The 24,451-nt window shown below is 68.0% G+C and carries 15 protein-coding genes and 5 tRNA genes; 18 read left to right on the forward strand and 2 right to left on the reverse strand.

Features of this window, described 5'->3' with window-relative positions; translation table 11 throughout:
- Positions 1–3 precede the first annotated feature (3 nt).
- Positions 4–1,470, reverse strand: coding sequence for a prolipoprotein diacylglyceryl transferase (locus tag WMF17_RS02765; protein WP_437647953.1), 1,467 nt, complete (start codon positions 1,468–1,470; stop codon positions 4–6).
- A gap of 213 nt (positions 1,471–1,683) precedes the next feature.
- Here WMF17_RS02765 and WMF17_RS02770 point away from each other — a divergent pair, with 213 nt between their 5' ends.
- Both WMF17_RS02770 and WMF17_RS02775 read left to right on the forward strand, forming a co-directional pair.
- Positions 1,684–2,436 carry a hypothetical protein gene (locus WMF17_RS02770; RefSeq protein ID WP_437600422.1) on the forward strand — a complete coding sequence of 251 codons (753 nt, stop codon included), beginning with the start codon at positions 1,684–1,686 and terminating at the stop codon, positions 2,434–2,436.
- A 5-nt stretch (positions 2,437–2,441) separates the two neighbouring features.
- Positions 2,442–3,971, forward strand: coding sequence for an MXAN_5187 C-terminal domain-containing protein (locus WMF17_RS02775; RefSeq protein WP_437647955.1), 1,530 nt, complete (start codon positions 2,442–2,444; stop codon positions 3,969–3,971).
- Between the two features lie 743 nt (positions 3,972–4,714).
- Here WMF17_RS02775 and WMF17_RS02780 read toward each other — a convergent pair.
- Entirely contained in the window at positions 4,715–6,502 is a 1,788-nt protein-coding gene (locus WMF17_RS02780) for a serine/threonine-protein kinase (protein ID WP_437647957.1), read from the reverse strand.
- 692 nt (positions 6,503–7,194) lie between these two features.
- Here WMF17_RS02780 and WMF17_RS02785 point away from each other — a divergent pair.
- From WMF17_RS02785 to WMF17_RS02860, 16 genes are all read left to right on the forward strand, one after another.
- Positions 7,195–7,267 (forward strand) — tRNA-Thr (locus WMF17_RS02785).
- An 81-nt stretch (positions 7,268–7,348) separates the two neighbouring features.
- Positions 7,349–7,430, forward strand: a tRNA-Tyr gene (locus WMF17_RS02790).
- A gap of 79 nt (positions 7,431–7,509) precedes the next feature.
- Positions 7,510–7,582 (forward strand) — tRNA-Gly (locus WMF17_RS02795).
- Between the two features lie 16 nt (positions 7,583–7,598).
- Positions 7,599–7,674 (forward strand) — tRNA-Thr (locus WMF17_RS02800).
- A 52-nt stretch (positions 7,675–7,726) separates the two neighbouring features.
- Positions 7,727–8,917, forward strand: a complete 1,191-nt coding sequence (tuf, locus tag WMF17_RS02805; RefSeq protein ID WP_437600426.1) for an elongation factor Tu — start codon at positions 7,727–7,729, stop codon at positions 8,915–8,917.
- Between the two features lie 9 nt (positions 8,918–8,926).
- Positions 8,927–9,097 (forward strand): 50S ribosomal protein L33, encoded by a 171-nt coding sequence (rpmG, locus tag WMF17_RS02810; protein WP_437577944.1) that lies wholly within the window; start codon positions 8,927–8,929, stop codon positions 9,095–9,097.
- A gap of 29 nt (positions 9,098–9,126) precedes the next feature.
- Positions 9,127–9,199: transfer RNA gene (locus WMF17_RS02815), tRNA-Trp, on the forward strand.
- A 186-nt stretch (positions 9,200–9,385) separates the two neighbouring features.
- Entirely contained in the window at positions 9,386–9,913 is a 528-nt protein-coding gene (secE, locus tag WMF17_RS02820; protein WP_437600427.1) for a preprotein translocase subunit SecE, read from the forward strand.
- Between the two features lie 30 nt (positions 9,914–9,943).
- Positions 9,944–10,474, forward strand: a complete 531-nt coding sequence (gene nusG, locus WMF17_RS02825; RefSeq protein ID WP_437486067.1) for a transcription termination/antitermination protein NusG — start codon at positions 9,944–9,946, stop codon at positions 10,472–10,474.
- 117 nt (positions 10,475–10,591) lie between these two features.
- On the forward strand, positions 10,592–11,035 hold the full coding sequence (gene rplK, locus WMF17_RS02830) for a 50S ribosomal protein L11 (protein ID WP_437600428.1): 444 nt from the start codon (positions 10,592–10,594) through the stop codon (positions 11,033–11,035).
- Between the two features lie 147 nt (positions 11,036–11,182).
- Positions 11,183–11,893, forward strand: coding sequence for a 50S ribosomal protein L1 (gene rplA, locus WMF17_RS02835; protein ID WP_437600430.1), 711 nt, complete (start codon positions 11,183–11,185; stop codon positions 11,891–11,893).
- A gap of 3 nt (positions 11,894–11,896) precedes the next feature.
- Entirely contained in the window at positions 11,897–12,427 is a 531-nt protein-coding gene (gene rplJ, locus WMF17_RS02840) for a 50S ribosomal protein L10 (RefSeq protein ID WP_437600431.1), read from the forward strand.
- A 99-nt stretch (positions 12,428–12,526) separates the two neighbouring features.
- Positions 12,527–12,913 (forward strand): 50S ribosomal protein L7/L12, encoded by a 387-nt coding sequence (gene rplL / locus WMF17_RS02845; protein ID WP_437486075.1) that lies wholly within the window; start codon positions 12,527–12,529, stop codon positions 12,911–12,913.
- A gap of 369 nt (positions 12,914–13,282) precedes the next feature.
- Positions 13,283–17,419: a DNA-directed RNA polymerase subunit beta gene (gene rpoB, locus WMF17_RS02850; protein WP_437600432.1), complete on the forward strand. Its 4,137-nt coding sequence runs from the start codon at positions 13,283–13,285 to the stop codon at positions 17,417–17,419.
- A gap of 141 nt (positions 17,420–17,560) precedes the next feature.
- Positions 17,561–21,844, forward strand: coding sequence for a DNA-directed RNA polymerase subunit beta' (gene rpoC / locus WMF17_RS02855; RefSeq protein ID WP_437600434.1), 4,284 nt, complete (start codon positions 17,561–17,563; stop codon positions 21,842–21,844).
- 387 nt (positions 21,845–22,231) lie between these two features.
- Positions 22,232–24,448: an HD domain-containing phosphohydrolase gene (locus WMF17_RS02860; RefSeq protein WP_437600436.1), complete on the forward strand. Its 2,217-nt coding sequence runs from the start codon at positions 22,232–22,234 to the stop codon at positions 24,446–24,448.
- Positions 24,449–24,451: the final 3 nt, after the last annotated feature.

The following is a 24,451-nucleotide window of genomic DNA, read 5'->3' on the forward strand; positions in this document are numbered from 1 at the left end:
AGCCTATGCCTCTCCGTTGGTGTCGGGCGCCTCGGCGGCGTCGCCGCGTTCGCGGGCCGTCGCCCGGTCTCCGTCCTTCTTCGCGCTGCCGCGCCTGGCCCGCGACGGCTTGTCGCCGGCCTCCGCCGTCGCGCCCCGCTTCTCGCTCGGCGTGCCGTCCTCGTCCTCCCCGTCGTCCGTCGCGTCGTCCTCTTCTTCGTCGTCAGCGGCGACGGTCCGGCTCTCCGGGAGGTTGAGCGCCATCGCCTGCTCCGGGTGGTCCAGGGCGGCCTTGTAGTAGATCGCGAACGCGATCGACGCGGCGAGCCCGGTCGCCAGCGCGACCGCCTGCGAGGTCGAGTACTGGAGCGACGTGGACGCGCCGAACGTCTCGGGTTTGAGGGCGAGGTACAGGGCGACCGCGGGGATGAAGGAGAGCACCTGCGTCACCTTGCGCGCCACGTTGTCGCGGATCACGTGCGAGAACCCGATCGTGTACCCCACGGCGAAGACGACGAGGCCGGCGGGGAGCAGCACGTGCTCCGGGAGCGTCGGCGGGATCGAGCCGCGCTCCGCGTCGTCCCGCAGGAGCTCGAGCAGATAGCGGCAGACGCCGTAGGAGAACGTGAAGAGGAGGAAGATCTCGCCGCGGAACTTCTGTCGCCGGCGCGCGAGGAGCAGGAGCGCGAGCAGCCCTGCGCCGACGAGCGACTCGTAGATCTGCGTCGGGTGCACGGCGAGCGACGCCTCGGAGGTCGGATCCAGCCCGCGCTCCTTGACGTGCTGCACCCACGCCGGCGACCCGCTGCCGTGCTCCAGCGTGCCGTCGGCCCAGTGCGGGAACGTGCCGAGCTTCTTCAGCCAGGCTGGCGCCGTCTCGCCGAGCGGCCGGCCGAAATCGCAGCCGAAGAGATAGCAGCCGATGCGCGTGATCATGAGGCCCGAGGCGAGGCTCGGGACGGCGACGTCGGCCCAGGGGAGCAGCGGGAGGCGATGGGAGCGCAGGAACAGGTACGAGCCCAGGAAGCCGCCCAGGAAGCCGCCGTACGCCACGAGCCCGCCGCGGCGGATGTCGAACATCGCGCCGAACGAGTCGAACTCGTCGAGGTTCGTGAGGATGTAGAGCGCGCGCGAGCCGAGGACCGCGGCGAGCGCGGTGACGACGTAGCAGTTGGCCATCGTCTCCTTCGGCAGGCCGTCGCGCTCCGCGAGGCCGAGCGTCAGGTACCAGCCGACGACGAGCGAGAGGCCGAGCATGACCCCGTAGCTGTAGATGGGGATCGGACCCAGGGTGTAGGTCTGCTCCTTGAACTGGGACGCGAGCACGGCGAGCGCGACGCCCGCGATGCCCGCCGCAGCCGCGCCTGGCCTGTTCTTGCCGACGAGCAGCCCGATCGCGCCCGCGAAGGCGATGCCCGCAGCGATCAGGAAGACCCAGAGCAGGGGCACGGTCCAGACGGGCAGCGGGACGCGGAACAGGATGGGATGCATGGCGCCTCTCCTTACGCCTGCGATTGGGGACCATCAAGCGCCGTCTCTCGGGCATGACGCGGCGAGCCAAGGCGCTCGCGGACGCTGGTCCAGCCGCATCGGGCGGTCGCGATGCGCCCGGGCTGGCGCGCGGCGCAGCTCCGTCCCCGATCCCGGCGACGGCGTCCGCGAGCGGCCTCGAAGTCCGCGCGCGCCGCTGCTAGCATCGATTCCGTGCTCTCTGGCCGTGCCACCGTCAGCGTCTTCGCCGTACCTGGGCTGCTCGTGAGCGCGTCGTGCATCCCCGAGGGGCCGGCCACCGTCGACACGAGCACGCGGCCAGCCGGGACGGTCGCGACGTCGGCGTCCGCGTCGACTGCAGGGGGCGTTCAGGGGACGCCGCGTGCGGGCGTGTTCGAGGACGATTTCAACCGGTCGACGCTCGGCCCCGACTGGAACGCGCTCAGCCCCAAGTGGAAGATCGAGGAGGGGCGGCTCTGCGTCCGCGGCGCGAGGAATCGCGGCGTGTGGTTGAAGCGGCCGCTGCCGGAGAACGCCCGGATCGAGTTCGACGCCATCGCCGAGGCTCCCGACGGCGATCTCAAGGCGGAGCTCTGGGGCGATGGACGGAGCGGAGCGACGGCGGCGAGCTACACGAACGCGACGAGCTACCTCGTGATCCTCGGCGGATGGAAGAACACGAAGCACGTGCTCGCCCGTCTCGACGAGCACGGCGCAGACCGCCTGGAGATCGACGTGGATCCGGAGAGCGACGACGAGCGCGCGCGCCCGGTCGCGCCGGGGCAGCCGTATCGCTTCCGGATCGAGCGTCACGACGGCAGGACGCTCGCCTGGTCGGTCAACGATGTCGAGTACTTGGAGCTCAACGATCCCGCGCCGCTCACCGGCCCGGGGCACGAGCACCTGGGCTTCAACGAATGGGATGCGCCGGTCTGCTTCGACAACCTGCGCATCACGCCCCTCTAGCCGCGATGGAATCGAGCGAGGTCGAACGGGAGCTTGGGGAGCTGGAGACGCGCATCGAGCGGCTGCGCGCGCTGTATGAGCAGTACTTCATGGGGATCGAGCGGCTCGAGCCGCTCATCCCGCGCAAGGACGTCGAGCGCCGCATCTGGGTGATGCGGCGGGAGCAGATCAGGAACACCGGGCTCCGGTTCAAGTTCCAGATGCTGATCCAGCGCTACAACACGTTCCAGCAGTACTGGGGCCGCATCTCGCGGGAGATCGAGAACGGGACGTACCGTCGCGACGTCATCCGCGCAGCGAAGCGGGTCGGAACGAAGGAGGCGCTCACGATCGTCGGCCGGAAGCGGGCGGAGCGCTACGCGGAGCTCGCCGAGCAGCAGGGGGCAGCGCACGAGACGGTGCGCCGCGACGTCGGCGACGACCACGAGGAGATCGACGTCGACGACGAGGCGGTCACGCTGGCGCCCCCGCCTCTGCCCGCCGCGCCGGCGGCGCGAAAGCAGCCGCTGGCCACGCGGGCCGCCGAGGAGGTCCTGCCGCGCGAGGCCGTCGCGCCGTCGACCGTGCCGGAGGCGTCGAGCGCGGCTCCCGCCGTCCCACAGGTGCGCCCCGCGCTCGTGCCGCCCGCCACGCCGCAGGCGGCGGCGGCCGTGAAGCCCGCGCCGCTGGGCGGGTTGCCCCGGGGGCTCGGCCTGACCAGGCCCCAGCAGAAGCCGCCGGAGGTCAAGCCGGCGGAGGCAAAGTCGACCGAGGCATCTGGAGCGGGGACCAGGACCGCCGCGCGCTCCACCGCCGACCGGAATCAGCCTGCGGCGGCGGGCGCCAGCCGCCAGCGACTGGCCGAGCTCGCGGCGGAGATGCGCGCTCAGCGCTCGCAGAGCGCCAAGAACGGCGACGCAGCGGCGGTCGCCGCCGGGCCGCCGGGGGCCTCGACGGACATCGCATCTGAGCCGCCGTCCCCTCCGCCGAAGCGACCGCCGCCTCCGCTCCCCATCAAACCTCCGCGGAGCCCTGCCGCAGCGCCAGCAGCCGCAGCGCCAGCAGCCGCGGCGCCAGCAGCCGCAGCCCTGGCAACCACCGCGGCGGTGGTTGCCGAGGCAAGGGGCGCTGGGGCGAGGCGGCAAGAGCGCGCGCACTCGGAGCGTCCGCCGCCGAGCCGGCGCCGTCGCTCCACCGCGCCGCCTGCAGCGGACACCGGCACGGCAGGCGGAACTCGGCACGCGTCCTCGCGCCCGCCGGACGCCGCGCGCGCCGGCCTCGACGTCGCGAAGCGCCCGCGGCCCGGGCCGCCCCCGCAGCGGCCTGCCGCGCGCGACGATGAGCTCCCGGAGCAGCGTCTGCGCCAGATCTACGCGAAGTACGTCGAGACAAAGCGCGCCGCGCGGGAGTCGACGGCCGGCGTCACCTACGAACGCCTGGCCGAGAGCCTCCGCGCGCAGGCCGCGAAGCTCCGCGCGACGAACCCGGCCAAGTCGGTCGACTACGATGTCGTCGTCAAGGACGGCAAGACGCTGCTGAAGCCGATCCTGAAGTAGCCTGACATCGTCCCGCAGCCGGACGTCGCCGGGCAGGCACAGGTGGCCCGGGCGGGCGCGACCAGCCAAGAAGCGGGCGGGCGCGCACACGAGACCCACCGCTGCGAGCTTCAGGAGCTGAGCTGGCTCCAGGAGCTGAGCTGGCCGGCGGCACCCGGCCAGCTGTATCGCCCCGGAGAGCGCTCGCTACGTCAGATGCCTGGATAGATGAGGTTGTTCGGGCGGATCAGTGCTGTGCGACCCGGCGCCAGAGCTGCGGCAGGCGCTGGATCCGTGTGGGTACCCCGGCCTCCTCCTCGACGAAGAGGATCGCACAGGCAGTACGGTCGGCCTCTCGCATCCTCGCGCACAAGTCGGCCAGGTCATCGTCGGCGTCCACGACGTCGGCCTCGGCCGGCTGGGAACAGCCTTGCGCGTATTTTACATTGTCAAGGGCGATCCATCGCCCAGCAAACTCTTCAGAACGACATATGTCTCGCCACGTCATTCGAGGCGCGGCCAAACGAATCTTACTGCCCATTTCCCGTGAGCGACCTTCTCCCCCATGTTCCAAAGTCAAGCGCCGACCTACTAAGTCAGATCGTGGCGTTCACTGAACTTTCAGAACCATCAGGGCAGGATCTAGCACCGGTCAAAATCGGGCGTCAAGGCAAGCCTGGAACAGTCCGGACCCGTCCGATGTTACGCCCGATCGTGCCCAACCGTCCCACACACCACGTTACGTTTGCCCATCCGTTCCGTCGTTACTGACATTTCGACGGCAACTGGGACATCGCCTCGCCCGCCCCGATGCGCGCGGCAGCCACGGCGTGGGACTTGGCCGCGCACCCCTTGGAGGCGACGGCTCGCTTGGCGCTCGCGCCGATCGCGGCCCTCGCCTCGGCCTTCCTGGGGCCGTCGCAGCCCGCGAAGCGTTTCACCGCGAGATCCGTGTTGCCGCCGTTCGCCAGGTTGATCGCGGCCTTGCACTCCTGCTCGGCCTTCTCGTTGCCGGCGGGCGGGGTCTTGGGCCCCGTGGTCGCGGTCGGCGTGCTCTTCGGAGCGTCGGGGGGCGCCTTGACCTGACCGGCCTGCTCGGGCGGGGGCTCGGGGGTGGAGGGCTCGCTCGTCGGCAGGGCCACGATCGGGTCCGACGTGACGGTGACGGGCGGCGTGCCCGAGGGCGGGGGGATGGCGGTCGATGTGCTCTCCTCGGTCGCGCTCCCGCTGTCCCCCTTCTTCATCATGACGATGCCCACGACGCCGAGCACCGCGACGGCCGCGACCGCGGCGAGGATCGGGGCTGTCTTGTTCTTCTGCGCCGGCGGTGGCGGCGCGGGGAACACCTGACCGCTGCCCGTGTTCACGGGCGGGTGCGCCGGCACGGCGCCTCCCGGCATCGCCGCCTGGTCCATGACGGTGGCGGCGGCGTGATGGTTGACGACGGTCTTGCTCGGTCCCGTGGGCGGCCCCGCGACGAACAGCGGCTCGCCCATCTGCGTCTGACCCGAGCGCGACGGCATCAGCGCGGTCCCGCTGGTCGGGGCCTCGAGCCCGACGTGCGTGCGGGGCGCCGTCCCGAGCACCGAGAGGCGGGGCCCCGCGCCGATCGTGAGGTCCTCGTAGAACTCCCGGGCCGACTGCTGGCGGTCCTCGCGGTTCTTGCTGAGGGCCCTCATGACCGCCGCCTTCATCTTCGCCGGCGCCGCGGCGCCCATGGGCACGGCCTCGAACGGGAACGGCTGCGCCGTCATGTGCTGCGTCGCCCACGCCCACGGCGTGTCGGCGTCGAAGGGCAAGCGCCCGGTGAGCATCTCGTAGGTCAGCACGCCGAGCGAGTAGATGTCGCTCCTCGCGTCGAGCTCCTTCCCCGTGAACTGCTCGGGGCTCATGTACGGCGGCGTGCCGAGCACCGTGCCCTGCTGCGTCAGCTTCTGCTCGGCCCTGGCGCTGCGCTCGTCGCGCTTCGCGATGCCGAAGTCGAGGACCTTGACGTAGTCCTCCTCGCCGGCGCGCCTGGTCAGGAAGAGGTTGGCGGGCTTCAGGTCGCGGTGGACGATCCCCTTCTCGTGGGCCTCCTGGAGCGACCCGCACGCCTGCGCGACGATGCGATCGACCCGCTCGGGCGAGAGCGCGCCGCCCCGCTCGAGGGCCGTCTCCAGCGACTGCCCGGTGAGGAGCTCCATCGCGATGTAGAGCTCCCCGGTGTTCGTCTGCCCGAAGTCGTAGACCTTGATCGTGTTCGGGTGCTCGAGCTCGCTGACCGTGCCGCACTCCCGCATGAAGCGCGCGACAACCTGCGGATCCTTCGCGTGCTGCGAGAGGAGCGTCTTGATGGCGACCTTCCGCACCGACGTCCCCATCGGCTGCTCGCCGTCGTAGACGCGGCCCATCCCGCCCTCGCCGAGCACCCCGACGATCCGGAACCGGCCCCCCACGATCGTGCCGATGAGCGGATCTGCCTCCACCGGCGCGACAGGGAGGAGCGCGCCGCACGTGGCGCAGAAGCGCGCCCCATCGATGTTTGGCTGATGGCAAGCGGGACAGTCCATGCGATCGAACCTCTACCCCCGAAGCATGACGAAATGCCACCGCCGCCCGGCGCTGCTTCGCTGCGCGCCCGAGCGAACGTGCGCCGGGCAGGATCGCAGCAGCGGCGCGCCGAGCGCAAGGGAGCTCTTGCGCGCCCGAGGTGCTGCCACGGCCGTCCCCCGTTCGCGCGTGCGCGTCGCGACGCCGCCGCGCTGCGAGCGCGGCGTGCGACGACGGCAAGTTCGGGCCCCAAGAGCGTCCCCGCGCCGCGCCGCGCCGCCTCGCGTGTTGTGCGGGAGCGCTCAGGTCGACGTCCGGCTTGAAAACGGTCGGCACTCGAGCGAGATCGGCGCTGCCGGACGGAGCGGGAGCTCCGGCCCGCCGCAGCTCGATGGCGCGCTCGCCCCGCGCTCCCGCAGCCGATTCCAGCGAAACGGACGAAAACGATGCACACCGCTTGACACGTCTCTTGCAGGGGGCTAAGAGCCTCCTCCCTTCGCGGGACTCGTCTACCTTCGGAACGACGTGAACGGCACCAGCACCTTCACCTCGCTGCGATCCAGCCCGGCCGGGACACTCCGAGCCGCGCAGGCAGGCGGTCCAGCAGGACCGGGAGTTGATTGCTCGCACAGAAGTGATCGGTCTTGGGACATTTCGCTAGGTCAGCACGCTCGCCTCCGGGAGCCCCGGGGACGGGCAGCGGGTCGATGTCGCTGGCGTAGCTCAATCGGTAGAGCACCTGCCTTGTAAGCAGGGGGTTAGGGGTTCAAGTCCCCTCGCCAGCTCCGATGCAAGGCAGCAGGTAGACGGTTCGGGAGGTCACGGAAGAGATAGGGAGCGGTAAGCTCGAAATAAAGAGATAATCTGGAGGGTTGCCCGAGCGGCCAAAGGGAGCAGACTGTAAATCTGCCGGCAATGCCTACGATGGTTCGAATCCATCACCCTCCACCGGAGTGAGCTTTCGCTCCGATAGCGGTCCGACCAAGATGTAGCTCCGCCGGGGTCGCTCCCGGTGGGACCCCCGCTCGCGGGCGTAGCTCAGTTGGTAGAGCGTCAGCCTTCCAAGCTGAACGTCGCCGGTTCGAACCCGGTCGCCCGCTCCGTGGTCGGTCGTTTGCCCACCTAGCTCAGTTGGCAGAGCACGTCCTTGGTAAGGACGAGGTCGTCGGTTCGATCCCGATGGTGGGCTCCAGCGAGGACAGCGCAACGCAGCCGCGAACTTCATTTCGGCAGGAGACATCTCGATGGCCAAGGAGAAATTCAGTCGTACGAAGCCGCACGTGAACGTGGGCACCATCGGCCACATCGACCACGGCAAGACCACGCTCACGGCCGCGCTCGTCAAGGTGCAGTCGAAGCGCAACCTGGCGAAGGCGATCTCGTACGCCGACATCGCGAAGGGCGGGACGGTCCGTGACGAGACCAAGACGGTGACCATCGCGGCGGCGCACGTCGAGTACGAGTCGGTGAATCGCCACTACGCGCACGTCGACTGCCCCGGACACGCCGACTACATCAAGAACATGATCACCGGCGCGGCGCAGATGGACGGGGCGATCCTCGTCGTGTCGGCGCTCGACAGCGTGATGCCGCAGACGCGCGAGCACGTGCTGCTCGCCCGGCAGGTCGGCCTGAACCACATCGTCGTGTTCCTCAACAAGTGCGACGCCGTGGACGACCCGGAGATGCTGGACCTGGTCGAGATGGAGGTCCGCGAGCTGCTGTCGAAGTACAAGTTCGACGGCGACAACGCGCCGGTGGTCCGGGGCGCGTCGCTGCCCGCGCTGCAGGGCGACCCCAAGTGGGAGGAGACGATCCAGCAGCTGCTCGCCGCGCTCGACAGCTACATCCCCGAGCCGGTGCGCGACATCGACAAGCCGTTCCTGATGGCGATCGAGGACGTGTTCTCGATCAAGGGCCGCGGCACCGTGGCCACGGGCCGCATCGAGCGCGGCATCATCAAGGTCGGCGACGAGGTGCAGATCATCGGCTTCAAGGACACGAAGAAGTCGATCGTCACCGGCGTCGAGATGTTCCGCAAGCTGCTCGACCAGGGGCAGGCGGGCGACAACGTCGGATGTCTGCTCCGCGGCGTGGAGAAGGAAGAGATCGAGCGCGGCCAGGTGCTCGCGAAGCCCGGGTCGATCACGCCGCACACGAAGTTCACCGGTGAGGTGTACGTCCTCAAGAAGGAGGAGGGCGGGCGCCACACGCCGTTCTTCACCAACTACCGGCCGCAGTTCTACATCCGGACGACGGACGTGACCGGCACGGTGAACCTCCCCGAGGGGGTGAAGATGGTGATGCCGGGCGACAACATCACGATGACGATCGAGCTCATCGCCCCGGTCGCGCTGGAGGAGCAGATGCGCTTCGCCATCCGCGAGGGCGGCAAGACGGTGGGCGCCGGCGTCGTCACCAAGATCCTCGCGTAGGAGACGGACATGAGCGAGCAGGCCGGTGGGTGGCGTGCGGCGCGCATCGCCGTCTCACTGGCCTGCTGCGAATGCAAGTCGCGGAACTACAAGACCACGAAGGCGCCCGACCAGGTGGTTTCGCTCAAGAAGTTCTGCAAGCAGTGCAAGAAGCACACGGTTCACAACGAAACGAAGTGAACGGGTGCTCAGGAAGGCGCAGCGATTCTAGGGGTATAGCTCAGTTGGTAGAGCAGCGGATTCCAAATCCGCAGGTCGGGAGTTCGAGCCTCTCTGCCCCTGCCGGGGAATGTGGGCGCCCAGGGGGCGCCCCCGAAGCCCCATTGCGCAGGCTTCTGTCTGCCGCGGGCCGGCGCGTTTGGTGTGGTTATGGCGAAGGGTCAAAAAGACAAGCAAACGCCGAAGGTCGCGGAGGATGGGGAGCCGGAGGAATCTGGATCGGCCGAGCCCACCGAAGCGTCATCCCTCGTGACGCAGGGCGAAGAGCCAGCGGCCGCTGACACCGAAGATGCCGAGGCGCTGCGCGCCGGTGAGCTCGGAGAGGCCGAGGAGGCCGAGGAGGAGGCCGCGGCCACCCAGCTCGGGACGGAGCGCTATGTGCTCGCCGGCTTCTTCGCCGGCGGGATGCTGCTCGCTTACCTCCTCGGCAAGATCGTCCACGGCGTCTGGGCGACCCTCTCCAACAAGGACTGGTTCAGCCGGGCGCTGCCGGTGGTCTCCGCGGTGGGTGACGACGACCAGGCGACCTACGGCATGGTCATCGGCGGCGTCATCGCGCTCATCGTCGTGCTGCGCATGTTCCGCAACACGGAGCTCCGCACCTGGAGCGACGAGGTTGCCGGCGAGCTGGCGAAGGTGAAGTGGCCGACCAAGAAAGAGGTGACGAACTCGACGTTCGTCGTCATCGCCACGACCACCGTGGCGACCCTCTACCTGGCGCTGCTCGACCGCTTCTGGGCATTCGTGACCAACATCGTTTACGGCGATGGAAGCTGAAGCAGGGAGACCCTGAGGGAATCAAGCGCCATGGCCAAGAAGTGGTACGTCATCCATACCTATTCGGGATACGAGGCGAAGGTGCGCGACGCGCTCCAGCAGCGCGTAAAGCAATACGGACTGGAAGATCGGTTCGGCGAGATCCTCATCCCGAGCGAGACGGTCACGGAGAACCGTCCTGGCGGGAAGACGCGCGTTCGCCAAAAGCTCAGCTTGCCCGGCTACATCTTCGTCGAGATGGAGATGAACGAGCAGGTCTGGCACCTGGTCAAGGACACGCCCAAGGTGACCGGCTTCATCGGCAACCAGGCGCCGCAGGAAGTCCCGCTGGTACAGATCGACAGCCTGCGGCGGGGGATCGTCGAGGGGGCAGTCAAGCCGAAGCCGCGGCTCACGTTCGAGGTGGGTGAGGAGGTGCGGGTCCTGGATGGGGCCTTCGCGAACTTCACCGGCACGGTCGACGACGTGAAGATGGACAAGCAGAAGCTCAAGGTGAAGGTCAGCATCTTCGGCCGACCCACCAGCGTGGAGCTCGACTTCTCAGCCGTGGAGAAGCGCTAGTCGGGGGCGAACGGCTGCAAACCTGCGGGCGAGGACCGCGTCTCCGCGGTGCTTCGCTGTTTCTCTGAATAGTACACCGCCCGTCGGGCGGCGGTTCGATAGGGTGCGAGATTCATCATGGCGAAGAAAATCACTGGGTACGTGAAGCTGCAGCTTCCGGCGGGCAAGGCCAACCCGTCGCCCCCCGTCGGTCCTGCGCTCGGCCAGCACGGCGTCAACATCATGGCGTTCTGCAAGGACTTCAACTCGCGGACGGCAACACAGGGAGACATGATCATCCCGGTGGTGATCACGGTCTACTCGGACCGCTCGTTCACGTTCATCATGAAGACGCCGCCGGCCTCCGTGCTCCTGAAGAAGGCGGCGGGGCTCGAGACCAAGAAGAAGCCGGGCGCGGGCTCCAAGGAGCCCAACAAGGTCAAGGTGGGCAAGGTGACGCAGCAGCAGCTGCAGGAGCTCGCCCAGCTCAAGATGCAGGACATGAACACGACGAACCTCGACTCCGCGATGCGCAGCATGACGGGCACCGCCCGCTCGATGGGCATCGACATCGTCGACTGAGGTTGGTCACAGCGCTCCCCGCCGTCGGGGATGCGCGCCGCCCTGGCGGCGCTCCGAATCGAGGGCGCCCCGGCGGACTGGGAGAAGACTTACCACGGTAGTTTAAGGCGCACCGTGGGAGGCGAGAGCCGTTACGAAGGAGGGCATATGCCGAAAGTCGCCAAGAAGAAAGTCGCAGCGCGAACATTCGTCGATCGCGCGCGAAAGTACACATTGCAGGAGGCGTGCGCGCTCGTGAAGCAAGCCGCGCCCGCCAAGTTCGACGAGACGGTGGACGTTGCGGTCCGGCTGGGGGTCAACCCGCGGCACGCAGACCAGATGGTCCGCGGCGCCGTGGTGCTCCCGCATGGCACGGGGCAGTCGCTCCGCGTGCTTGTGTTCGCCAAGGGTGAGAAGGCCAGGGAGGCCGAGGCTGCCGGGGCCGACTTCGTCGGCGAGGCGGATCTCGTGAACAAGGTCCAGGAAGGCTTCATGGACTTTGACCGCGTGATCGCGACGCCCGACATGATGGGCCTGGTGGGCAAGCTCGGCCGTATCCTCGGTCCGCGCGGCCTGATGCCGAACCCCAAGGTGGGGACGGTGACGTTTGACGTGAAGACGGCCATCTCGGAGGCCAAGGCCGGCAAGGTCGAGTACCGCGTCGAGAAGGCGGGCATCGTGCACGCTCGGATCGGCAAGGTCTCCTTCGCGGAGAACGCGCTCCAGGTCAACGCGGACGCGCTGATCCAGGCGCTCGTCCGGGCCAAGCCGGCGACAGCCAAGGGCATCTACCTCCGGAGCATCACGATGTCCTCGACGATGGGCCCGGGGGTTCGCATCGACCCGGTCCACTTCGTCGGCAAGGCAGAGGAGGCGTAGCCCATGGAACGGTCCCAGAAGGAAGCGGTTGTCGGCTCAGTCCGGCAGAAATTCGAGCGGATGTCTTCCGCGGTCTTCCTGGATTTCAAGGGAATGAACGTCGAGGCGGTCACCAAGCTTCGCGATGAATTCCGGAAGTCCGGCGTCGAGTACCGGGTCGTGAAGAACACGCTCGTCCGCCACGCCGTCAAGGAGCATCCCTGGGCGAACACGCTGGCGAAGAGCCTGACCGGCATGACCGGCGTGGCCTGGAGCTACGAGGATCCGAGCGCGGCAGCCAAGGTCGTCAAGGCGTTCCGCAAGGACAACCAGAAGCTCCAGATCAAGGCTGGGCTCATCGAGGGGCAGATCCTCTCGGGCGACGCCGTCGAGACGCAGCTCGCGACGATGCCCGGCAAGGATGAGCTCCGTGCCACGCTGCTCGCGACGCTCCAGGCGCCGCTCCAGCAGTTCGTGCAGCAGCTCAACGCGCCTCTCCAGAATTTCGCCTATCTCCTGAAGGCGAAGGAGGACGCGGCGGGTACGTCGGCCTGAGAGGGCGCTTTCGTAATAAATGGGCCTTGCGCCCGTCTGGTTTTGGTTTACATCGCCCCCCTCCCCGGGGCGCGCAGAAGAGTTTGAAGGAGTCTTGCAATGGCTGAGATCACGCGCGAGCAGGTCGTCGATTACCTCTCCAACCTCCCTGTCATCCAGATCGCCGAGCTCATCAAGGACCTCGAGAACAAGTGGGGCGTCAAGGCTGCCCCCGCGGCTGTCGCCGTCGCCGCCGGCCCCTCGACCGCCGCTCCGGCCGAGAAGCCCCCGGAGCAGACCGAGTTCGACGTCATCCTTGCGAGCGCCGGCAGCAACAAGATCGGCGTCATCAAGGCGATCCGCGAGATCACCGGTCTGGGCCTGAAGGAGGCGAAGGACCTGGTCGAGGCCGCGCCGAAGACCGTCAAGGAGCAGGTTTCCAAGGCGGACGCGGAAGAGATGAAGAAGAAGCTCGTCGAGGCAGGTGCTACCGTCGAGCTCAAGTAACGATCACCGTTCCCTGCCAGGGGAAATCGGGATCCGCCGGAGGACGGCGGCAGGGCGGTCGTCCCTGCCGCACGTCCCGCTTTTGTCTGAAGAAAGGGACCGCGGGTGCGGGTCCCTGCGCAACGCTGCTGTAGAGGACCGCGGCTACGGGTCCTCGGTCAATTCTGACGAGGACCGCGGGTGCGAGTCCTCGACCAATGCCGGAGCTCAATGGGTCGCCACGCGGTCCGCTCTGCCCCCACAGCCAAGATGTTTTGGGTCCTCACACCCTGGGGACGCTCGCTCGCCATTGGTGCGTAGCTTCGTGTTCGTTGCTCGGTTCGAGCCGTGCGCCCGCCCCGCACGGCTCGTGTGAGCCGGAGGAAATCGATGCCGTCGGTCGTCCAATCCAACTTCCGCGTCCGTAAGAACCTGGGTCGCGTTCGTCGCATCATCGACGTCCCCAACCTGATCGACATCCAGAAGTCGAGCTACGACAAATTCCTCCAGATGAGCGTTCCGCCGAACGAGCGGGAGGAGATCGGGCTGCAGGCGGTGTTCCGCTCGGTCTTCCCGATCAAAGACTTCAACGGCACGAGCGAGCTCGTCTTCGTCTCGTACAACCTCGAGCCGCCGAAGTACGACGTCGATGAGTGCCGCCAGCGCGGCATGACCTACTCGGCGCCGATCAAGGTCACGAACCAGCTGATGATCTACGACACCCGCGACGGCGGGGAGCGGATCGTCCGCGACATCAAGGAGCAGGAGGTCTACTTCGGCGAGCTCCCGCTGATGACCGAGACGGGCACGTTCATCATCAACGGGACCGAGCGCGTCGTCGTCAGCCAGCTGCACCGCAGCCCCGGCGTCTTCTTCGACCACGACAAGGGCAAGACGCACTCGAGCGGCAAGCTGCTCTATTCCGCGCGCGTCATCCCGTACCGCGGCTCGTGGCTCGACTTCGAGTTCGACCCGAAGGACATCATCTACGTTCGCATCGACCGCCGGCGGAAGATGCACGCGACCGTGCTGCTGCGCGCGCTCGGGTACTCGACGCAGGACCTGCTCAACTACTTCTACTCGACCGAGACCGTGTACCTCGAGACGGGGGGCAAGTACTCGAAGAGCATCGAGTACGACCTCCTGGCCGGCCAGCGGACGACGCGCGACATCAAGATCGGCGCCGATGTCATCGTCAAGAAGAACACCAAGTTCACCCGCGCCGCCATCCGGAAGATGAAGGAGGCGAAGCTCGAGCGGCTCAGCCTCGAGCCGGAGGAACTCGTCGGGAAGGTCGCGGCCCACGACATCGTCGACCCGGAGACGGGCGAGGTCGTGGTCGAGGTGAACGAGGAGCTCACCGAGGCGAAGCTCGAGCGGCTGCGCGACGCGAACATCGAGCAGTTCCGCATCCTCTTCATCGACGGCCTGAACGTGGGCTCGTACCTGCGCGACACGCTGCTCACCGACAAGGTGAAGACGATGGAGGACTCGATCCTCGAGATCTACCGGCGGCTGCGTCCGGGGGATCCGCCGACGCTCGAGACCGCCAAGACCCTGTTCCACAACCTGTTCTTCAACGCCGAGCGCTACGACCTGTCGAAGGTCGGCCGGCTGAAGCTGAACTACAAGTTCTACCGGGACGTCCCCGAGGACGAGCGGCCGGGGCTCGACCTCACCGTGCTCACGCCGCAGGACATCCTGGAGACGGTGCGGCACCTGATCGAGCTGAAGAACGGGCGCGGCTCGGTCGACGACATCGACCACCTCGGCAACCGCCGCGTGCGCGCGGTCGGCGAGCTGATGGAGAACCAGTATCGCATCGGCCTCGTCCGCATGGAGCGCGCGATCAAGGAGCGCATGAGCATGTCGCAGGAGATCGACACGCTCATGCCCCACGACCTGATCAACGCGAAGCCGGTCAGCGCGGTCGTGAAGGAGTACTTCGGGAGCTCGCAGCTCTCGCAGTTCATGGACCAGACCAACCCGCTCTCCGAGGTCACCCACAAGCGCCGCCTCTCGGCGCTCGGGCCGGGCGGCCTCACGCGCGAGCGGGCCGGGTTCGAGGTGCGCGACGTCCACGCGACCCACTACGGCCGCATCTGCCCGATCGAGACGCCCGAAGGGCCGAACATCGGCCTCATCGCGTCGCTGTCGACGTTCGCCCGCGTGAACGAGTTCGGCTTCGTCGAGACGCCGTACCGCAAGGTCGAGAACGGCCGCGTGACCGAGGACGTGATCTGGCTCTCCGCGCTGGAGGAGGAGGGCAAGTACATCGCGCAGGCGACCGTGAACCTCGATGAGAGCGGGCGCTTCAAGGAGTCGCTCGTCTCGGCCCGCTACAACGGCGAGTTCAAGATCGTCACGCCCGAGATGGTGGAGCTGATGGACGTCGCGCCGAACCAGATGGTGTCGGTCGCCGCCGCGCTCGTGCCCTTCCTCGAGCACGACGACGCGAACCGCGCGCTCATGGGCGCCAACATGCAGCGCCAGGCCGTGCCGCTGGTCCAGTCGCACGCGCCGCTCGTGGGCACCGGCATGGAGGAGCGGCTCGCCCGTGACTCCGGCGTCTGCGTCATCGCGCGGCGCCCCGGGGTCGTCGAGAGCGTCGACGCGACGCGCATCGTCGTCCGCGCCGAGGGCGAGGGCGCCGAGGTGCCCGATATCTACCACCTCATGAAGTTCCAGCGCTCGAACCAGTCGACCTGCTACACGCAGAAGCCGGTCGTCAGGACGGGCGAGGTGGTGAAGAAGGGCGACGTGCTCGCCGACGGCCCGTCCACGGACATGGGCGAGCTCGCGCTCGGCCAGAACGTGCTCGTCGCGTTCATGCCGTGGCAGGGCTACAACTTCGAGGACTCCATCCTGGTGTCCGAGCGCATCGCCAAGGACGACGTGTTCACCTCGATTCACATCGAGGAGTTCGAGTGCGTCGCCCGCGACACGAAGCTCGGCAAGGAGGAGATCACCCGCGACATCCCGAACGTCGGCGAGGAGGCGCTCAAGGACCTCGACGACTCCGGCATCGTCCGCATCGGGGCCGAGGTGCGCCCCGGCGACATCCTGGTCGGCAAGATCACCCCGAAGGGCGAGACCCAGCTCTCGCCCGAGGAGAAGCTGCTCAGGGCGATCTTCGGCGAGAAGGCGGGCGACGTCCGCGACAGCTCGCTCAAGGTGCCGCCCGGGGTCGGCGGGATCGTCATCAACGCCCGCGTGTTCTCGCGCAAGGGGACCGAGAAGGACGACCGCGCGCGGGACATCGAGGACCAGGAGCGCGCCAGGATCGAGCGGACGCGCGACGAGGAGATCAAGATCCTCCGCGACTCGTTCTTCCGCCGCATCCGCGAGCTCCTGCTCGGCAAGGAGGCGTCGGGCAAGCTCGTCGACGACAAGGGCAAGGTGCTCTTCCAGAAGGGCGCCATCATCGACGAGGCCTCGCTCGCCGAGATCCCCCGCAAGTACTGGGGCGAGATCCCCGTCGACGACGCCGAGCGGGTCCAGCAGATCCTGCGCGACCTCGAGGAGCTCGTCCGCACGCGCGAGGAGCACTTCCGCGACAAGATCGATCGCCTCTCCAAGGGCGACGAGCTGCCGCCGGGCGTCATCAAGATGGTGAAGGTCTATATCGCCATCAAGCGCAAGCTCCAGGTCGGCGACAAGATGGCGGGCCGCCACGGCAACAAGGGTGTCATCAGCCGCATCCTCCCCGAGGAGGACATGCCGTATCTGCAGGACGGTAGGCCGGTCGATCTCGTGCTCAACCCGCTCGGCGTGCCGAGCCGCATGAACGTCGGTCAGATCCTCGAGATCCACCTCGGGTGGGGCGCCTTCGAGCTCGGCAACCAGCTGCAGCGCATGGTCGAGCAGCAGCGGGCGACCGCCGAGATCAAGGCGCACCTGAAGGCCATCTATGCGGGCGACGAGTCGATGGACGGCTTCTTCGACGACCTCGACGACGGCGACGTCAAGCGCTTCGTCAAGACGGTCGACGAGGGCGTGTTCATGGGATCGCCGGTGTTCGACGGCGCTCACGAGTCGGATATCAAGGGCGCTCTCGATATCGCGGATCTCCCGACCTCAGGCCAGGCGATCCTCTTCGACGGGCGCACGGGCGAGGCGTTCGATCAGAACGTCACGGTGGGCATCATGTACATGCTGAAGCTCCACCACCTGGTCGACGACAAGATCCACGCGCGCTCGATCGGGCCCTACTCCCTCGTCACGCAGCAGCCCCTCGGCGGCAAGGCGCAGTTCGGCGGGCAGCGGCTCGGCGAGATGGAGGTCTGGGCGATGGAGGCCTACGGCGCGGCCTACGCGCTGCAGGAGTTCCTCACCGTGAAGAGCGACGACGTGATGGGCCGCACCCGGATGTACGAGGCCATCGTGAAGGGGGACTACACCCTGGAGGCGGGGCTGCCGGAGAGCTTCAACGTGCTCATCAAGGAGCTCCAGTCGCTGTGCCTGAACGTCGAGCTGGTCGAGTCGACCGGAGGCGTGGAGGCCTCGGCCGCGGAGGAAGAGGAGTGATGCAGTTCGTCACGTCACGAGCGCCGCGCGCCGGGTCGGTGATGGCGAGGGAGGCGCGTCGCGCGGGCGGCGCGCTCCCGAAGGCCGACACGGTGGGCGCGGACAGGTTCATCGGTTTCGTTTCCGTCTCCGGAGGTCTCCATGCGTGACATCTTCAGCTTCTTCGAGAAGCCCAAAGACCCGCTGTCGTTCAGCGCCATCCGCATCTCGCTCGCGAGCCCGGAGAAGATCCGCGAGTGGTCCCACGGCGAGGTGAAGAAGCCGGAGACCATCAACTACCGGACGTTCAAGCCGGAGCGAGATGGCCTGTTCTGCGCCAAGATCTTCGGGCCGGTGAAGGACTACGAGTGCAATTGCGGCAAGTACAAGCGCATGAAGCACCGTGGCATCGTGTGCGAGAAGTGCGGCGTCGAGGTCATCCAGTCGAAGGTCCGCCGCGAGCGGCTCGGGCACATCTCGCTGGCCACGCCGGTCGCCCACATCTGGTTCCTCAAGAGCCTGCCGTCGCGCATCGGCAACATGCTCGACATCACGCTCAAGGACCTGGAGAAGGTGCTCTATTGCGAGGCCTACATCGTCATCGATCCGAAGGAGACCGGCCTCATGAGGGGCGATCTCCTGAGCGAGGAGCGCTATCTGCAGCTGCTCGACGAGTACGGTGACGACAAGTTCAGCGCCGGGATGGGCGGCGAGGCGGTCCTCGAGATGCTCAAGCAGGTCGACGTCCACGGCCTGGCCGAGCTGCTCAGGACCGAGATGCGCGCGGCGACCAGCGAGGCCAAGCGGAAGAAGCTCGCGAAGCGGCTCAAGGTCGTCGAGGCCTTCCGCGAGAGCGGCAATCGGCCGGAGTGGATGATGCTGACCGTGATCCCGGTGCTCCCGCCGGATCTGCGCCCGCTCGTGCCCCTGGACGGCGGCCGCTTCGCGACCAGCGATCTCAACGACCTCTACCGCCGCGTCATCAACCGCAACAACCGCCTGAAGCGGCTCCTCGAGCTGAACGCGCCGGAGATCATCATCCGCAACGAGCGCCGGATGCTGCAGGAGGCGGTCGACGCCCTCTTCGACAACGGCCGCCGCGGCAAGACGATCACCGGCCCGAACAAGCGCCCGCTCAAGTCGCTCTCCGACATGCTGAAGGGCAAGCAGGGCCGGTTCCGCCAGAACCTGCTCGGCAAGCGCGTCGACTACTCGGGCCGCTCGGTCATCGTCGTCGGCCCGACGCTGCGCCTGCACCAGTGCGGTCTGCCCAAGAAGATGGCGCTCGAGCTCTTCAAGCCGTTCATCTACAACAAGCTGGAAGAGCGCGGCTACGTCAACACCATCAAGAGCGCGAAGAAGATGGTGGAGAAGGAGCGCCCGGAGGTCTGGGACATCCTCGAGGAGGTCATCAGCGAGCACCCGGTGCTCCTGAACCGCGCCCCGACGCTCCACCGCCTCGGCATCCAGGCGTTCGAGCCGGTCCTCATCGAGGGCAAGGCGATCCAGCTGCACCCGCTGGTCTGCGCGGCGTTCAACGCCGACTTCGACGGCGACCAGATGGCGGTCCACGTGCCGCTGTCGGTCGAGGCGCAGATGGAGGCGCGCGTGCTCATGATGAGCACGAACAACATCCTCTCGCCCGCGAGCGGCAAGCCGATCATCAACCCGACCCAGGACATCGTGCTCGGGCTCTACTACGCGACCCGCGAGCGCAAGTTCGAGAAGGGGTCGTACCGCGCGGACACCCTCTCCTTCGGCGAGGACGGCGTGGCGCAGGGCTACCTGCGGGGCATCTACGCCTCCCCCGAGGAGGTGCGGATGGCCTACGACAACGGCGAGGTCGCGCTGCACGCCGGCGTCCGCGTCCGGGTGCCGATCATCGACGACGACGGGAACCCGCAGCTCGACGAGTTCGGCCACGTGAAGCGCCGCATCGTCGAGACCACGGTGGGTCGCGTCATCATCTCCGAGGTCCTCCCGAAGGGGGTCGCGTTCGAGTACGCGAACAAGACCCTCGACAAGAAGGCGCTCTCGGCGCTCATCGACGTCTGCTACCGCATCCACCGCAACAAGGAGACCGTCCTCCTCGCAGACCGGCTCCGCACGCTCGGCTTCGACCACGCGATGCGGGCGGGCATCTCGATCTGCATGGATCACATGGTGATCCCGGCGGCCAAGAAGGTCCTCCTGGGCGAGGCCCAGAAGGAGGTCGAGCGCGTCGTCGAGCAGTACCAGGAGGGGCTCATCACCGACGGCGAGCGGTACAACAAGATCGTCGACATCTGGGCGAGCATCGCCGACCAGGTCACGACCGAGATGATGGCCGGCATCGGCAAGGAGACGATCGTCGATCACGAGACGGGCAAGTCCTCGATCGAGCCGAGCTTCAACCCGATCTACATCATGGCCGACTCCGGCGCGCGCGGCTCCACGCAGCAGATCCGGCAGCTGGCCGCGATGCGTGGCCTGATGGCCAAGCCGTCCGGCGAGATCATCGAGACGCCGATCACCGCGAACTTCCGCGAGGGTCTCAGCGTGCTCCAGTACTTCATCTCGACGCACGGCGCGCGCAAGGGCCTCGCCGACACCGCGCTCAAGACGGCGAACTCGGGTTACCTCACCCGGCGGCTCGTCGACGTGGCGCAGGACGCGGTCATCTCCGAGTTCGACTGCGGCACGCTCGACGGCATCCGCGTGGCGAAGCTCGAGGAGGCCGGCGAGGTCATCCAGCCGCTCGGCGACCGCATCCTCGGCCGCGTCGCGCTGGAGGACGTCGTCGACCCGCTCACCGGCGAGGTGCTCATCACCGCGAACACCGAGCTCGACGAGCAGGCGGTGCGGTCCATCGAGGACGCCGGCATCGAGGAGGTCGTCATCCGCTCGGTGCTGACGTGCCAGCTCCGCCGCGGGGTGTGCGCGCTCTGCTACGGCCGCGACCTGGCGCGCGGTTACCGGGTCAACATCGGCGAGGCGGTGGGCATCATCGCCGCCCAGTCGATCGGCGAGCCGGGCACGCAGCTCACGATGCGCACCTTCCACATCGGCGGCACCGCGGCGCGCGGCAAGATCGAGGCGAGCTACCTCGAGGCCCGCACCGAGGGCACGGTCCGCCTCCGCCGCGCGGTCGTCCAGAAGAAGAAGGACGGCACGATGGTGGTCATGAACCGCCACGGCGAGATCGTTGTCGTCGACGAGACGGGGCGCGAGCGCGAGCACAACCGCCTCGTCTACGGCGCCATCCTCAAGAAGGCCGACGGCGAGCGCACCAAGGCCGGCGAGCTGCTCGCCGAGTGGGACCAGTTCGCGACGCCGATCCTCACCGAGGTCTCCGGCGTGGTGAAGTTCGGCGACCTCATCGAGGGCGTCAGCGTGCAGGATCGCCTCGACGAGGTGACGGGCCTCTCGCGAAAGGTCGTCATCGAGTCGAAGGCGGCCGACGTCCGCCCGCGCATCTCGCTGAAGGACCCCGAGTCCGGCAGGACGCTGAAGCTCCCGAACAGCGAGCTCGAGGCGCGCTACCTGCTCCCCGTCGGTGCGCACATCGTCGCGCAGGAGGGGGATCTCATCGAGGCCGGCGAGGTCATCGCGAAGATCCCGCGCGACACGACGAAGGTGCAGGACATCACCGGCGGTCTGCCCCGCGTCGCCGAGCTGTTCGAGGCCAGAAAGCCCAAGGATCACGCGATCATCAGCGAGATCGACGGCGAGGTCACGTTCGGCAAGGACACGAAGGGCAAGCGGAAGGTCATCATCACGCCGTACTCGCCGGACGGGCATGCGCTCGGCGATCAGGCGCGCGAGTACCTGATCCCCAAGGGCAAGCACATCCAGGTGCAGCCGGGCGACCGGGTGCGCGCGGGTGACCCGCTCCAGGACGGCCCGCCGAACCCGCACGACATCCTCCGGGTGAAGGGCGAGAAGGAGCTGTCGGCCTGGCTCGTGAACGAGATCCAGCAGGTCTACCGGCTCCAGGGCGTCGGCATCAACGACAAGCACATCGAGGTCATCGTCCGGCAGATGCTCCGGCGGGTCCGCGTGCGCGAGGTCGGCGATACGAACTTCCTGGTCGATGAGCAGGTGGAGAAGCACATCTTCGAGAAGGAGAACGAGACCGTCCTCGAGCGCGGCGGCAAGCCCGCCATCGCCGAGGCGCTCCTCCTCGGCATCACCAAGGCCAGCCTGTCGACCGAGTCGTTCATCAGCGCCTCGTCGTTCCAGGAGACGACCAAGGTGCTCACCGAGGCGGCGATCAACGGCAAGACGGACGATCTCCGCGGTCTCAAGGAGAACGTCATCATGGGCCGTCTGATCCCGGCCGGGACGGGGCTGCCCGCCTACAAGCGTCTCCAGGTCGTGGTCGAGGGCGAGCCGGTGGTGCAAGCGCCGTACGTCGCCCCCCGGCCGCGTCCCGAGGAGACGCTCACGGCGGTGAACGAGGAGTAACGGCCGCCGGCGCGCCCAGGGCGGGGTCGACTCCCGCCTACGGGCGCGCCGTCCGTCCCCTGGACACCGTCCCGGGGGCGGCTTTCCTCTTTCAGCCCTGAGCTTGTCGGCCTGGCGAGCCGCGCCGGACGTGGCGCGCGCGCCTACCCGGGGTCAGCCTTCACCTCCACGTAGCAGCGCATCGGGTCGAGCGGGGCCTCGGGAGCCAACCAGCGTTGGCCGGTGTTCACGGGGCTCGCGCACCGAGCCGAGCTCTGCTCTCATTCATCGAGCGCACCCCATGGCTGCACACGCCGCGAGCGGCTGGCCAGCTTTCCCCGCGTGCTTTCGTTCCGCGAGGGTTCTTGGGCGCGCTTACCTCCAATTTCCGAGTAGAATCAGGTTTCGATGGCTTCCGTTCACGGATTGAACCAGCGGATTGCCGATCGCCTCGTCCTCGAGGGGCGCATCACTCCGGACGACCATCGTCGTGCGGTGGAGTACGCGATGCGTACCCGCGGCCGCATCGAGGACGCCATCATCGAGCTCGATATCGTCAACGAGGCCGAGCTCCTGAAGTTCATCGCGACCGTCCACAACACCCGCTTCGTCTCGACCGAGAAGCTCTCGAAGGCGATCATCGAGCCCCGCGTGCTCGCCAAGGTTTCGGCGATCACCGCGACGTTGCACGGCGTCTTCCCGGTCCTGCTCGACGATCGGAACACGACGCTCTCGGTCGCGACGGCGGATCCCGACAACGACGTCGCGCTGCACGAGATCCGGCTGGCCGCGGGCGTGCGGGACGTACGCGCCATCGTCGCCAGGCCGGCGGCAGTGCGCGCGGCCATCGCCTACCATTACCGGGGCGACACGACCGCCTTCAATTCGCTGCTGCGGCCGGTCAGCTCGTTCGACGAGATCCTCTACAACAACAGCAATAACCCGTTCGAGCGCACGTCGATGACGCACGAGCGCGCGTCGATGACGCACGTGCCGGCTGCGCACTCGCAGACGATGCACGGCCAGCCGGCGCACGCGCCGCCCTCGCATTCGCAGCCGATGCACGGGCAGACGACGACGATGCACGGGCAGACGACGATGCACGGGCAGACGGCGCACGCGACGCCGCAGCCCGCGCCGGTGCCCGCGGCGCTCGTCACGGCGCCGCAGGCTCCCGCGGTGATGCGGGCGCCCTCCGCGCCGCCGCGCGTGGCCCCGGCCGGGCCCCCGCCCACGCCCGTGCCGCCCTCGCCCCCCGTTCAGCCGCAGGCCGCCCCGCTCTCGGCGCCGGTCGCGGTGGCAGCGGCGCCGCCGCCGCCGCACCCGACCACGAGCCACGCGTATGTCGAGACGCTGAACGTCCTCGTGAGCCTGCTCGAGAACGCGCGGCAGGACCTCCGGGGTCACTCCTCCACGGTCGCGCGCATCGTCCGCAAGCTCTGCGAGCGCATCGGCCTGCCGCCGACGACGGTCGCGAGCTACGTGGCCTCGGCCTACCTGCACGATCTCGGCAAGAACGGCCCGTACCACCTCACCGCGCTCAACGTCGCCGAGTACGAGGGGCACCGGCTCGCCGCGACGAAGAGCGTCGACCTCCCGGCCCACCTCATGGAGTCGGTGGGCCTGCCGCAGGACGTCGTCTCGGCGATCAACCTGATGTACGAGCGCTACGACGGCAGCGGCTTCCCCGACGGCCTGTCCGGCAAGGAGATCCCGCTCGGCGCGCGCATCCTCGCGGTCGCGGACACCTACGCCGACCTCACCCAGAACCCGCGCAACCCCTACCGCAAGGCGCTCCGCCCGCCCGAGGCCTGCGACGTGCTCGCCCAGTACCGCGGCACCATCTTCGATCCGAACATCGTCGATCTCTTCCGCCAGGTCATGACCGGCGACGACATGCGCGCGAAGCTCCTCGCCGACCGGCATCAGGCGCTCATCGTCGACCCGGATCCCGAGGAGACGACGGTGCTCGAGCTGCGGCTCCTCGAGCAGGGGTTCGAGGTCTCGATCGCGCGCAACGTGGCGCAGGCGCGCCGCGAGCTCGAGACGAAGGACATCGAGGTGGTCGTCAGCGAGATCGACCTCGAGGAGCCCGACGCCGGCCTCGTGCTCCGCGCCGACGCGCTGAAGCTCGGCTTCGGCCGCGACAAGACGTGGGTCATCCTCACCGCGAAGACCGACCGGCAGACCGCCCAGCGCGCCTTCGATCTCGGCGTCGACGACTTCGTCTCGAAGCCGGCGTCGACCGACGTCATGGCCGCCAAGCTCCGCCAGCTCATCGAGCGACGCTCCACGACCGCCGTCCCCCGCGGCGTGTCCGGCTCGCTCGCCGAGATGGGCCTGCCGGACATGATCCAGATCCTCTGGCACGGCCGGAAGACGTGCGCGCTCAAGATCCAGGCGAACTCCATGGCCGGCGAGATCCACTTCGCCGACGGGCAGGTCGTCCACGCGCTCTGGGCCGGCGCGCTGGGCGAGGACGCGTTCTACAGGATGCTCACGCTCCGGGAGGGCGACTTCCGTCTCGACCCGAGCTTCTCGCCCAGCACCCGCAGCATCACCGCCTCACCCGAGGCCCTGCTCCTCGAGGGGATGCGCCGCCTCGATGAAGGGACCTTGTCGTAAGAG

This window comes from Sorangium sp. So ce362 (assembly GCF_051519845.1).
Classification (GTDB): Bacteria; Myxococcota_A; Polyangia; order Polyangiales; family Polyangiaceae; genus Sorangium.